The 12,319-nt window shown below is 57.5% G+C and carries 14 protein-coding genes; 8 read left to right on the forward strand and 6 right to left on the reverse strand.

Features of this window, described 5'->3' with window-relative positions; translation table 11 throughout:
• Positions 1–932: IS1380 family transposase (locus J5F18_RS06900; RefSeq protein WP_346301542.1), on the reverse strand; the 932-nt coding region annotated here is incomplete at its 3' end.
• Between the two features lie 80 nt (positions 933–1,012).
• Between J5F18_RS06900 and J5F18_RS06905 the strand changes: the two genes are divergently transcribed.
• The 3 genes from J5F18_RS06905 to J5F18_RS06915 all read left to right on the forward strand — a co-directional run bounded on the left by J5F18_RS06905 (position 1,013) and on the right by J5F18_RS06915 (position 2,584).
• On the forward strand, positions 1,013–1,741 hold the full coding sequence (locus J5F18_RS06905; protein WP_346301543.1) for a hypothetical protein: 729 nt from the start codon (positions 1,013–1,015) through the stop codon (positions 1,739–1,741).
• Positions 1,742–1,862: 121 nt separating this feature from the next.
• The gene (locus J5F18_RS06910; protein WP_346301544.1) at positions 1,863–2,177 is read left to right on the forward strand and encodes a hypothetical protein; all 315 of its coding nucleotides are present in this window, start codon (positions 1,863–1,865) and stop codon (positions 2,175–2,177) included.
• Positions 2,174–2,584: a hypothetical protein gene (locus J5F18_RS06915; RefSeq protein ID WP_346301545.1), complete on the forward strand. Its 411-nt coding sequence runs from the start codon at positions 2,174–2,176 to the stop codon at positions 2,582–2,584. Before J5F18_RS06910 ends, J5F18_RS06915 begins: the two co-directional genes overlap by 4 nt.
• Positions 2,585–3,238: 654 nt before the next feature.
• Here J5F18_RS06915 and J5F18_RS06920 read toward each other — a convergent pair.
• The 3 genes from J5F18_RS06920 to J5F18_RS06930 are packed head-to-tail and all read right to left on the reverse strand — an operon-like array spanning position 3,239 to position 4,910.
• Entirely contained in the window at positions 3,239–4,288 is a 1,050-nt protein-coding gene (locus tag J5F18_RS06920; protein ID WP_346301546.1) for a transposase, read from the reverse strand.
• Between the two features lie 2 nt (positions 4,289–4,290).
• On the reverse strand, positions 4,291–4,482 hold the full coding sequence (locus tag J5F18_RS06925; protein WP_346302191.1) for a tyrosine-type recombinase/integrase: 192 nt from the start codon (positions 4,480–4,482) through the stop codon (positions 4,291–4,293).
• Positions 4,440–4,910 (reverse strand): tyrosine-type recombinase/integrase, encoded by a 471-nt coding sequence (locus J5F18_RS06930; protein WP_346301547.1) that lies wholly within the window; start codon positions 4,908–4,910, stop codon positions 4,440–4,442. Before J5F18_RS06930 ends, J5F18_RS06925 begins: the two co-directional genes overlap by 43 nt.
• Positions 4,911–5,210: 300 nt before the next feature.
• Here J5F18_RS06930 and J5F18_RS06935 point away from each other — a divergent pair, with 300 nt between their 5' ends.
• Positions 5,211–5,891: a YEATS-associated helix-containing protein gene (locus J5F18_RS06935; protein WP_346301548.1), complete on the forward strand. Its 681-nt coding sequence runs from the start codon at positions 5,211–5,213 to the stop codon at positions 5,889–5,891.
• Between the two features lie 728 nt (positions 5,892–6,619).
• Here J5F18_RS06935 and J5F18_RS06940 read toward each other — a convergent pair.
• Positions 6,620–8,299 carry an IS1634 family transposase gene (locus J5F18_RS06940; protein WP_346301549.1) on the reverse strand — a complete coding sequence of 560 codons (1,680 nt, stop codon included), beginning with the start codon at positions 8,297–8,299 and terminating at the stop codon, positions 6,620–6,622.
• 117 nt (positions 8,300–8,416) lie between these two features.
• Between J5F18_RS06940 and istA the strand changes: the two genes are divergently transcribed.
• The 3 genes from istA (at position 8,417) to J5F18_RS06955 (ending at position 11,211) form a co-directional block, all read left to right on the forward strand.
• Positions 8,417–9,937 (forward strand): IS21 family transposase, encoded by a 1,521-nt coding sequence (gene istA, locus J5F18_RS06945; protein WP_346302192.1) that lies wholly within the window; start codon positions 8,417–8,419, stop codon positions 9,935–9,937.
• 16 nt (positions 9,938–9,953) lie between these two features.
• Positions 9,954–10,709 carry an IS21-like element helper ATPase IstB gene (istB, locus tag J5F18_RS06950; protein ID WP_346301550.1) on the forward strand — a complete coding sequence of 252 codons (756 nt, stop codon included), beginning with the start codon at positions 9,954–9,956 and terminating at the stop codon, positions 10,707–10,709.
• Positions 10,710–10,773: 64 nt separating this feature from the next.
• Positions 10,774–11,211: a hypothetical protein gene (locus tag J5F18_RS06955; RefSeq protein ID WP_346301551.1), complete on the forward strand. Its 438-nt coding sequence runs from the start codon at positions 10,774–10,776 to the stop codon at positions 11,209–11,211.
• A 357-nt stretch (positions 11,212–11,568) separates the two neighbouring features.
• On the opposite strand, the gene J5F18_RS06960 is transcribed toward J5F18_RS06955, so the two are convergent.
• The gene (locus J5F18_RS06960) at positions 11,569–11,889 is read right to left on the reverse strand and encodes a type II toxin-antitoxin system CcdA family antitoxin (RefSeq protein WP_346301552.1); all 321 of its coding nucleotides are present in this window, start codon (positions 11,887–11,889) and stop codon (positions 11,569–11,571) included.
• Positions 11,890–11,967: 78 nt separating this feature from the next.
• On the opposite strand from J5F18_RS06960, the gene J5F18_RS06965 reads away from it, so the two are divergent.
• Entirely contained in the window at positions 11,968–12,306 is a 339-nt protein-coding gene (locus tag J5F18_RS06965; protein WP_346301553.1) for a hypothetical protein, read from the forward strand.
• Positions 12,307–12,319: the final 13 nt, after the last annotated feature.

The following is a 12,319-nucleotide window of genomic DNA, read 5'->3' on the forward strand; positions in this document are numbered from 1 at the left end:
CGCTCCACCAGGCGCATCACGCGCTTGACGACGTATTCGACCTTGGTGTCGTCGCGGATTGAGACGGTCTGCGTCCACAACGCCTGGCGTTTGCCCGGGCGCAGCTCTTGCCAATAGTCCGCCGCCACGGCCAGCCAGGTGTCCTGATCGGCGGTGGCCGAGCCGCGTGGGTTCCATTTGACGAGGTAGTCGAGCCGGCGTCCCGCGTCGGCAAAGGCCTGTCGCTGCCGTTCGAGCAGCGCGAGGTGTGCCTGGCTATCAAAGCCACTGTCCTCGCGCAGCAGGATGGGCTGCTCGGTCAGGCCCTGGGCGCGGGGCAGTACCCGCTCCAGGAAGGCGTTGCTTTCCTTCATGGTGTGCTGCTTGCCGGGACGCAGCTCCAGGCCCAGACACCACCCTTCGTTGCCCAGATAGGCGGCAATCGGGGTGTAGCCGTCAACCTTTTTGTAGGTCCGCGAGACGCCTTCCTTCTTGGAGTGGCTGTTGTCCATGACGAAGGTGTCGATGTCCAAGCAGACATGTGTCGTCTCGGCGGTGATCGGTGCCTCGACCAGTGACAGCAGGGTCGTGGACCAGGTGGCGGTGCGCGCCTGCAGGTCATTGACGGCGAGCTTCTCCAGCCGCTGTCGCAGCGTCGCCGTGCTCGGCACCTTCTGCAGGGTCAGCAGCTGTTGGAAGGGCTTATCTCGGCGGAAGTTCTCGATGGCGTCATAGTCGCTCATGCCCAGACACAGCAGGCCCAGGTAGCTCTTGACCACGTCGCTGGTGCGCATACCCAGCGTGGTGGGGAAGCGGCCGTCGATGCTGTCGACGCCGGCAATCTCGAGGCACTGCCCGATGATCGACAACCCGGCATGGCTGGTGAGGGTGCGGCGACTGGCGCGGAATTTGACGTTGGGCATGGCGCTGTCTGGGTGAATGGCGATATCCACTATATTGCCATGCAGGTCAGTGGGTTAGAAGCACTTAATGGGGTCGGCCTCACGGATTCAGGTAATCGAAAGGAGACCTTGTGCCTTTTAGCAAATTTCAAAAGCAGTTGTGGCTATCTAGCGTCCCACTCGTAAGACTGAACGAGCAGAGGCTACCGACCGGCATTGCGTCGGGATGTTTGATAGATTATTCGGGAAGGCGTCTTCTTTTGACGGTATCTCATGCGACAGGGGATCAAGCGAATTGGGCCATACAGCAGAAATATGTTCCGGGTAAAGGCACGTGCAACTATCAACTCGGTGCTATGAATTTTCTTGCAAGAGCAACGCTATCAAATCCGAAGCTTGAGGATGTGGATTTTTCTTATGTAGAAGTGCCATCAAGTTTTATCGCATTTCGGCAGGAAATCGAAGTTCCCGGAAATTCAGTTAAATCTGAAACACCAATAAATGTGCATTCCCCCAGCCTGCTGGATGAACCTGACGAAAATCAAGAATACGGATTCTGCGGTATGGTGATGCCTGCGTCAGAGAATCACTTTGGGCAAGTCTATTTCGGCGGAGAGCTTCGAGTATATGATCGCCTCAGTTTCTTGCGCACTGAAGATGATTACCATTTCTTCAAATTGCCTTTCTCGCACCCTGGGCATGAACACTTTCAGGGGTGTAGCGGAGCTCCGATCATAGACAAATCAGGGAATTTGGTGGCGTTAGTTTGTGGTGGGTGCGAGGATACTAGCGAGGTCTACGGCATTTCAGTTAGAGCATATAAGACACCGGTTGACATATTGGTTGGCAATGTGTCGTAGAAAATTACATAACCAAGCCATGCAGCTGACGCTCATTCCTCGCGCAGCTGATGGCGGGCGTTATGTGAATGAGCGAAGCTTTCAGATATAAAGGAGATATCAATAAATGAATGAAATATATATGGAAGATGATAGCGATCTTTATGATATTTTATCAGAAACAATAGTTGCAGCTAGAAAAAATATTCTGAAAGCATTTATACAAGTGCTTCTTGGTATGGCCGTGGTTTGTTTGACAATTATCATTGATCATCCGTCCATAGGAATTCTGAACAACGTAAATATAGAATCTGATTTTGCAAATGAATTCTGGGTCATCAAATACTTATTTATCTTTGGATTTGCATTTTATTCCATTGTTGCCTTCACATATGTTATGCGCTCTCTCTCACATATCCACGAAGCAAGATATTTGCTCAAGAGGTTAGAGTCATGAAACTGGGAGAAATAAAAAGAGTATTCTCCCTTTCAAAAACCGTCAGGAAAGAATCCGAAGAACTCGATCGTTTAAGTGGAGGGGCGCTCGCAGCATTCTTTGGGGGGGCAGTAGTTATTGGAGTTATCGGTGGTGGAGGCTGGTGGGTTTTAGCAGGAATGTCAGGTTTTCTTGGGGCGTATAATGTTTGTATAAAATATATTAGGTTTTTACCTTTTTTTAATAGAGCAAATATAGAAAATTTTGATGAATTGATAGACAAGTTTGAGCGGGTTGAGAAATCGGCGCTCTCACAGGAGATAAAAGACGAGTTAAACAATAGCTTATTAAGCCAACTTCCATCAGCCAGTAAACATGAGATAAAGCAACTTCCGGGTCTTAAGAATAAAGATGATGGAGATAAATAAATCACATAACAAACCGTTCCTGAGCGACCAAAGCATGTCGTCATGCCTTTTGCAAAATGTGCAAAAGCCACGCCAACATACTTTGGCGCCAGAACAGGGGCGTTATGCGTGGCCGGCTGCCTTATGTGGTTGCGTCAACGCCAACTGGCGTCGTTCCGCTTGTTCGCGTCGCGCTTCGTCTTTGGCTTCACCAGGCATCGTGATGCACTGCCCGGCGACCGGAAGCAGAACCGCTACCGGATCGGCGGTGCCGCTGGCTTCGGCGTTATCCCCTGCACGTGGCCACTCACTGTCCGGGCTTTCATCCGCTGGGTATCGCATCCCTGTTGTCGTCGGCGTAAGATCACTTCAGCTTGCCGGGTTCACCGACTCGCCAAGCTGCATAACGAATAAGGATAGGTCGTGCGAGCGAAGCGAGCCACGACCTGATCCGGTAGTTGAACAAGCCCGGTCGTGATGCTGGGAGGCTTTATAATAGCAAATATGTCCGTTTGCTTTTAGGCGGGTAAGCGCGTTGCATGACGCGGCGTGTTTCTTGAGGACGAGCGCGGCTATTGGCTTGTTTCCAGGCCGGCGTCATCAAGCAATTTTTGCCATAGGTGGTTCCGCATCCTCCCTGTCAAGTGAGCCACGGGTTTTGTGGGGCTGTGGAGCCTATCCGGGGTGCCAGTGACCGCGAATGATCGAAGCGGCGTGCATGGGGTTGCCGCATTCGGGACAGGCGGGCTTGGGCCGCTTTGAGGCCACCGGGAATGCCAGCGTGACATGCAGGATCAACTGCACCAGCCCGAGCAGCTTTTTGGCGTTCCCATGCAGAAAGCCATAGTCGCGTACGCGGCGGAAGCCTCTGGGAAGCACATGCTGAAGAATCAGCCATAGGAAGTCCGCGCCCGGCAGGGTCCGGGTGCGCGTGTCTCCGGTGCCGGATTCGACATAGCGGAACGTGACCTTGCCGTTCTGATTGGCGATGATGTCGCACTCGGCGATCACGCCCCGGTAGAGATAGCGTGACAGGTATTCCAGCGCCGGCCCCCCGTGGCCCACCCGGCAGCAGTCGGCCACCCACTGTTCGGGTACAGGGTTGGGAATCGGCACTCCAGCATTGTTCAAACCATCGAGCATACGTGCCCGAAAGACCTTGGCCAGCGCGAACGCATTGAACAGGTATCGGCCCTTGACCTTTTTCCAGCAGCGCCGGAGTCGATGGATGCCGCCGCCGGGGACGATGATATGCACGTGTGGATGAAAGCTTTTGTCACGTGCATGGGTATGCAGCACGGCCGTCATGCCCAGCTCGGCGCCGAGCTTTTCCGGGTTCAGGCCAAAGTCCCTGAGCGTGGAGACGGCGCAGTCGAACAGCAGGCCGTAGACGACGGTCTGATGCCGCCAGGCCAGCGCGCGCAGTTGCGCCGGCAAGGTGAAAGTGGCCATGAAGTAATCAACCGGCAGCAGCTTCGCCCGTTGCCGATCGAGCCAGCGGGTTGCCTCCAGGTTCTGGCACCGCGGGCAGCTGCGATGCCCGCACGACAGCGGCTGATACTGGTGCTGGTTACAGTGATGACACGCCCAGTGAACCTGGCCAGACTGCGGTGTCCGGCAACGCAGCATGGCGTCCAGAGCATATCGATGGCCGGGGAGTAACCGGTCGCCATAGTGTTGTTCGAGATTGCCTCGGTATTGGTGGATGATGGTGGCCAGCTCCATGATCACAACCTCCGCAGATCGACATGCAGCCGACCGACGAGGCGATTGATGATGCGCGCACTGTCCTGTTCGGTGGTATGGGTGAGTTGTGCGTAGCGTGCGGTGGTGGTGGGACTGGCATGGCCGAGCAGCGCCTGAATGTGACGCAGGCTCAGGCCCTGTTCGAGCAGATGCGTGGCGAAGGAATGGCGCAGGGTATGAACGGAGGCTTTTTTTTAATGCCGCAAACGGCCAGCATCTTCTTCATTGCCGTCTGCACGCCACCGCGATCCATAGGCGAGGAGGCGTGGCGGATAGTGTTCATGGAACCGTTGGCATTGGGAAAGAGCAATCTCGGATGGCGATGCCTGGACCACAAGGCCCGCAAGCCTTGATAGGTCAGATCCGGCAACGGTACCAGCCGGTCCTTGTGGCCCTTGCCGCGCCGGATATGCACCTGGCGGTGGGCACTGTCGATATCGCCCACTTCCAGCGCCAGCGTCTCGCCCAGGCGCAGCCCCATCGAGTAGGTGGTCAGCACAAACACCCGGTAGCGCAGCTTGCGAGCTGCCCCAATCAGGCGCTCGATCTCTGAAACGCTCAGAATATCGGGCAGCGATTGGACTTTCGGGGCCCGGATCATCTGCACCCACTGCCAGTCCCGACCCAGGCCTACGCCGGACGGCTTTTCCGCTGCGCTCCAAAGCCGCCGCTTAGCTCAGACGCTAGCCGACGTAAAGGCCCGCACGAATGGAACTGGCAAGCTTCATCCTCGAGTATGTACGGGCCCTGATCTGGCCCGCTGTCGTTGTCCGAGACCTCGTTGCCACCAAATGGGTAAATTGTGGTGCTCGCGCTGCGCCCAGTCGCTCCAGCCGACTTCGGCGCTGACTCGACGGCCTCGGCTGAGTTCGGGAGTTGGCTGCGCAAAGGAAAATAGAGAATGTCAGAAGAAAAGCTGCGGGAAGAAGAAAAGCAAGTCTCCTTTGGAAAGAAAAAGGAGTTTCGGAAGCGCATACTTCTGGCGGTGCTTTTGATTACAGGTTTCATGGTTTTCTATTTTTTAATGTTATATGGCGGCTTCTACATTGGGCCCATTGATGGCTATCCTTTTTTTATGACAATGTTCGCTAGTGTTGCCATGGCCTCGTTCATAGTTATCGAGCCAGATAAGTTTAGCTACTTCTTTGTAAGAGTGCTGGCTGTCTCATTGTTCTTTATTACTTTCGCTGGTGTTTGTTATTCAATATTATTTTATGAAAGCTTGCCATTTCAGGATGAATCCAAGCTCCGAGAGGCGCAAGTCTTCCTGGCTGTCTCTTCATCGGGAATGATGGGTGGGCTAATGAGATATTTTTCTCATGATAGTGTAATAAGGAAAGAGGAAATGAACCTATGGCACATGGTTCATTCTGCAATTGTAGGGCTATTTGTGTCTGTTGTTCTTTTTCTAATACTTCGTGCCGGGATCATTAACCAAACACAGATTGACACATTCAACGTATGGGGCGTAACAGGCGTATCTGCTATTACTGGCTTTTTCGCAGATCGCGTCATTGAGCGGTTTTCCAATCTCTACAATGAGGTTGTTGGTGACACAAGTAAGAAAAGTGACGGCAGCTAACAATCACATGAACTCTGACAGCAAAATGAGCCGTTCCTTCGTCGCTCCGCTTTTTGCTGCCGGTGATGTGAAGCGTTAGCCAACGTAAAGGCCCGGACGAATGGAACTGGCAAGCCTCATCCTCGAGTATGTACGGGCCCTGATCTGGCCCGCTGTCGTTGTCGCAATCTGCCTACTTTTCCGCCCACAGCTGGTCGCGCTGCTCCAGCGAATCCGACACGCCAAGCTGCCGGGCGGAATCGTGGTGGACTTAGACAAAGAGATTAGGGGCGTCAAAGAGCTCTCCCGTAAAGTACAACAGGAAACGACGCCGGAAGATAGAAGGCGAGGACCTGTGATCCCGCTTACGGAGGCAAACGCTCGGCTCATGCGTATTCCGCGCCATCGTGACCGCCCGTTCCGATCTATCGTGACCGACCATTCCGGGCCAACGTGACCGGCCATTCCGTTTCATCGTGACCGATTTCGGCCTGTTTCCCGGAATCCGCGGTCACGATGCCGGAATCATCGGTCACGTTCCCGGAATCTCACCTAACTCGCTGGAATGATTCGGACTTTTACGGCATACCCCTCCTTTTGCCTTTGCCCCTGGAGGGGGATATGCCAGCACCGAGGATTCCCATGCGAACCATCACCGAGGTGTTGCGCCTCAAGTACGACGCCCCCGAGTTCGACAGATAGAAGCGTAAGCCACTGATTAGCCTGGAAACGCCTTTTCAAAATTGGCACTACAAGCGCGATGCGGTAGGCGCCGGCAGGCCAATCGCTTCGAAAAGGTCGCGTTGTTCAGGCTTCAGTTTGGTCAAGCCGCTCGCCGTCTCGCGACGGTGCAGCAGGACCTGGTGGAACTGAATCTTGCGGGCAATTTCTAGTGCCCGCGTCGGCGAAAGCTTGTGATCACTGGCCTTCAGCCGCAGCCGCAGCACCCGGTAAAGCACCAGGGCGAGGAAGCAGATCAGCGCATGAGCGCGGATGCGATCCGGCAACCGGTGGTAAACCGGCGCGATCTCGATGTCACTCTTCAGCACCCGGAAGCCGCGTTCGATGTCAGCCAGCGCCCGATAGCGCTCGACGATTTGCTCTGGCTCATGATCGGCCATGTTGGTGACCAGCAGCAGCTTGCCATCCATCATCCTGGCGCGATCCAGCGCCCGTTGATCGAGCACGTAGTTGAACGTCTCGGCGGTCAGGTCGACCTTGAGAACATGGCCGAGGTGAGCGTCAGTGACGGCCTTATAGAACCTGGCCGTCACGCCGGGATCGGAGAGCTTTCTGCCGCGATAGCGGCGTCCGGCATCCTGGTTATCCAGCTTCTCGAACCACTGGCGTGCATCGGCCTGCAGGGCCTCGATCTTCTGATCGCGCGCGGTTGTCTGAACCTTGGCGACTTCCGGCCGGTGCGCCACGATCAGGCGATGACCCTGCCAGGCCATCTCGCCGTAGGCTTCGCGATCGGCGTCCTGGCAGTGCTTCTGGTGAAACGCCTTCAACAGGTCATCGAACTCGCCGTAACGGCGGCCCGGCACGGCCAAGATGAATTCCAGGGGACGACCCTCGATACGCACAGCGGACAGGGCTTCCAGGTTGTCCAGGGAGAGCAGGCCACGGTCGGCGACCAGCACCACACGCCGTACCTTGAAGCGCCGGGTGACGGTCTCGATGGTCGGCAGCAGCGTCTTGGTTTCCGCGACGTTGCCATCGAATACTTCGTGGTGGATGGGCAGGCCTTCCGCCGTCTGCACGACGCCCAACATGAACTGTCGGCCGATGCCGCCCTCCTTCGAAGGCCCGTAATGGCGCACATCACCCTCGAGCGATGTCTGGCCTTCTGCTCGGATCGTGGTGAGGTCGTAGAAGACGATCGACAGCTCCTGATCGATCAGCGGTTTGAGCTGCTGTGCCAACACATCGTTGAGCGCTTCGCTGCACTCCGACAGGGTGTCCATGGTGCGCAGCAGATGCTGATGACGGATCGAGGCCGTGTCGACATCGGGCACCAGCACATCCTCCAACCAGCGCAGCACGCCGAGCTTGGATTCGGGATCGCAGAGGCGGTTGAACACCATGACCCGCAGCAGCCGTTCGGCATCGAACTGCCGCTTGGTGCGCAGCACCCGCCGGAAGGCATCGTCCAGGCCAAGCTCTTTCCAGAGCGAGGTCAGCAACCAAGTGTCACCAACGGAGCGCGCCGGCGCGAAGTCGGTCTCGCCGGTGCCTTCGTCGAGCGAGGGCTGGCCGGAGACCCGCAGAAGACCATTGATCAGCGCGCTGGATTCCCCGGCCGTGACGGCCTCGAGGCGGCCCAGCGTGGCGATGACGCGTTGGCGCGACTTACCGGCCTCGTCACGGTAGGACTCGACGAGCTTCACGTAGCGACGCGGGCCGGATTTGGTGACTTTGACAAACATGTCATCACCATAGACCGCCTATTCCAAGGCTGGCAAGGCTCCAATAGAAAAACGTGTCACTACAAAGGATTCGGCCAGCATTGGCTAAGTGACTGAATTCTCAGACCACGGGTACCAATTTCGGGCCAAAATCGGGCTGGAAGTGTCGAACTCGGGGACGCCGGGCTCAGCCACGAGAAGATTGCCCGGGCCTGCGGCCTTTCCAAGGGCGTGGTCAGCAAGTACGTCAGCCTGGCCCAGGTGGCCGGCATCAGTTGGCCTCTGCCTGACGGTACCGATGAAGCCGCGCTGGAGGCGCGGCTGTTCCCGGCCAAGACCCCGCCGCTGCGCTTCACAGCGCCGGATTACTTCCAGGTCCACCAGGCGCTCAAGCGCAAGGGCGTGACCCTGCAGCTGCTATGGGCGGAGTACGTCGAGGTCCACGGCGACAAGGCGTACCGCTACAGTCGGTTCTGCGATCATTACCGCGCCTGGCGGAACCGCCAGCGGCGCAGCATGCGCCAGGTCCACCGGGCCGGCGAGAAGTTGTTCATCGACTACTGCGGCCCGACCGTGCCGATCATCAATCAGGCCACCGGCGAGATACGCCACGCCCAGGTGTTCGTCGCCGTGCTGGGCGCTTCCAGCTACACCTATGCCGAGGCCACCTGGAGCCAGGCGCTGCCCGACTGGATTGCCTCCCACCAGCGAGCCTTCCAGTATCTGGGCGGGGTGCCCGAGCTGCTCGTCCCCGACAACCTGAAAAGCGCGGTGACGCGGGCGTGCCGCTACGAGAGCCAGCTCAACACCACCTATGCTGAGATGGCCCGGCACTACCAGGTCGCCGTGCTGCCGGCGCGGCCCTACAAGCCCAAGGACAAGGCCAAGGCAGAGGCGGCCGTGCTGCTGGTGGAGCGCTGGATCCTGGCCCGCCTGCGCCACCACACCTTCTTCACCCTGGTCATGCTGAACCAGGCCATTCGCGAGCTGCTCGACGACCTCAACCGACGGCCCTTCCAGGGCCGCGAGGAGAGCCGGCGTGACCTTTTCCAGGCCATCGACCGGCCGGTGCTGCGCCCGTTGCCGGAGACGCCCTACGAGTACGCCGAGTGGCGCAAGGCCAAGCCCGGCATCGACTACCACCTCGACATCGACAAGCGCCTCTACAGCGTCCCCCACAGCCTGGTGGGCCAGGTGTTGGAGGTGCGCCTGACCCACGCCATGGTGGAGGTGTTCCACAAGGGGCAGCGAGTGGCGGCGCACCCGCGCCATGCACCGGGGCGTTTCTCGACCCTGGCCGAGCACATGCCCAAGCGCCACCAGGCCCATCGCGACTGGTCGCCGAGCCGCTTCCTGGCGTGGGCCAAGGGCATCGGCGTCGCCACCCTGGAGATGACCCAGCGACAGCTGCAGGACCGTCCCCATCCCGAGCATGGCTACCGTGCCTGCCTGGGCCTGCTGCAGCTCAGCCGGCGCTACGGCAAGGACCGGCTGGAGCAGGCCTGCGCGCATGCCCTGGCGATCCCTACCACGCGCTACAGCAGCATCGCCTCGATCCTCAAGCAGGGGCTGGATCAGCAGCCGATGCTGACGCTCCCTGAGGCGCTCGACGACCTGCCGCCCCACACCAACGTGCGCGGTCCCGAGTACTACCACTGACCTGAGGAGACGACCGATGATGACCCAGCCCCTGCTCGACACCCTGCGCCACCTCAAGCTGACCGGCATGCATGACGCCCTGGCCCATCAGCTCACCCAGCCGGACACCTACGACCTGCCGTTCGAGGATCGCCTGGGCATGCTGCTCGACCGTGAGGTCCTGCATCGCGACAACCGCCGCCTCGACCGGCTGCTGAAGGCGGCCAAGCTGCGGGTGACGGCCTGCATCGAGGACATCGACTACCGCCATCCTCGCGGTCTGGAGCGGGGCCGCATGGCACCGCTGACGAGCGGCGAGTGGATCGGCCAATCCCTCAACCTGTGCATCACGGGGCCCACCGGGTGCGGCAAGACCTGGCTGGCCTGCGCCCTGGGCAACCAGGCCTGCCGGCAAGGCTACTCGGTGCGCTATCTCCGGGTGCCGCGCCTGTTCGAGCAGCTGCGCATCGCCCAGGGCGACGGCTCCTACGCCCGGCTGATGGGCCAGCTGCAGAAGACCGACCTGCTGATCCTCGACGACTGGGGCATGCAGAAGATGACCGCGCCGCAGCGCCAGGACCTGATGGAGGTGATCGAGGACCGGCATGGCCGGGGCTCGACGCTGATCGCCAGCCAGCTGCCGATCGAGCACTGGCACGACTATATCGGCGCCGCGACGGTGGCTGATGCCATCTTGGATCGGCTGCTGCACAGCGCCCACCGCCTGACACTCAGAGGAGAATCGATGCGCAAGAACGCCGCCCCGCAAGCGGCAGCAGTTGACCCATCGTGACCGGTCAGCTTACAAAACCAGAGCCAGCGAGAGAGCGGTGAGCAGATCGGTCACGATCGCCGGAATGACCGGTCACGTTCGCCGGAATACGCAGCTCATGCAGCTCGGCCTGCGACCATCCTCTAGCGGTCTGGATATGCAGTATTACCGGAATCTTGCGGACCATGATCCGAACATTGCTCTGGCGGGTCTGCGGATTGAGATTGACGTTCTCGCGAAGAACCTGGCTAAAGGATTCAATGTTGAGGTGGACGAACGAGCGGCAGGTGCCCGGCTTTTGCGGTTGCTCTATGAAGAGGGGGCGATGACGTCAGATCAGATGCAGTTGGCGATGAAGGTCTTGAACGTCTGTGACGCGGCTGCACACGGCACTCCCATCTCTCGTGCCGAGGCGGAAGATGTCATCAGTTCGGCTGAAGTCTTGGCCGACCAGTACTTGGCATGGCTCAGCTGGGGGTATGATGATGGATGGACGCCAAAGAGTGAGAAGGGCGTCGGCTAACGAATCGATGCAGCGAGCCAAAGCAAGCTGATCTCGGTCGTTAAATACCAGTAACCAGAAAGTCTATAGCAGCTACGATGTCATCTCTGTTTGGCGCTAATGAATCTTCCTCCTTTTTTAAAAGACTCTTTGGAACGCTTGTTAGTTGGTGCGTCAGTAACGCAAATTTTTTGTTCTTGATTTTAATAATTGGGCAAAGATTCTCAGGATAGGGTGTGTTCGATTTGCTAATGGGAGTTAGCGGGATGACCACTCTGCTATTCAGCGAATCGAGTAGGTTGTTCTGAACATCAACAAGATAGGGGTATGTTGTATTGGTGTCTTTGTCAGTGTTCACATAGAGATCGAACTGACCCATCAGAATACCCTGTGCTTGTCGGAGAAGAGACCATGTCGTTCAGCGAGTTCGTTACAGGTTTCAATTGCCTCTCGGTTGTTCTGTAGCCACTGCTTGCGTCGCTCATGACGAACTTTCTCAGTTAGTGCCTGCTCCAGGGTTGCTGAAAGGTTTATGTTCAAGCTGCGGGCCTCATCTAATAAGTCTTTGTTTATACTGAGGTTTGTGGATTTCTTGGGGGCTTTGCTGTCTGTTTGAGGTTGCATCGTGCCGGATCTCAACATTGGGTATGCGTATGGGTCATGCGCACTATTCATGCGCACTATAATAGTTGGGTGCATTTAACAAGTCAAGCAACCGGACGGCTACGCCACCGGTTCTTTCAGCGTTAACCATTAGCTGCAGCGGAGAACACCAATGTGGCAATAGCAACAACATCCAAATGCGGCTGGCTTCTTTCGGCTTGCTACATCGCCATGGCCGGCATCTTGTTCTACCAGGCACTCACTTGCTCAGGCTGGATGTGCGATCTGGTCGCGCTGCCTACAGTTTTCCCCCTCGGCTTCCCCATCGCTTGGCTGATCGACTGGATCGACGCCTGGTGGCATATTCCCGGCCATGTGCCGACCTTCCAGCTGCGTAACGGGTACTTCATTCTCCCGACGGTGATCGCCAACGCCATCTTCTACTACGGGTTGGGGAAACTCCTCGCCATCTTGGCTCACAGGGTGATTTCAAAGAATAAGTCATCCCGCTAATGAAGTAACAGCA

It is taken from the genome of Halomonas sp. BM-2019 (genome assembly GCF_017584085.1).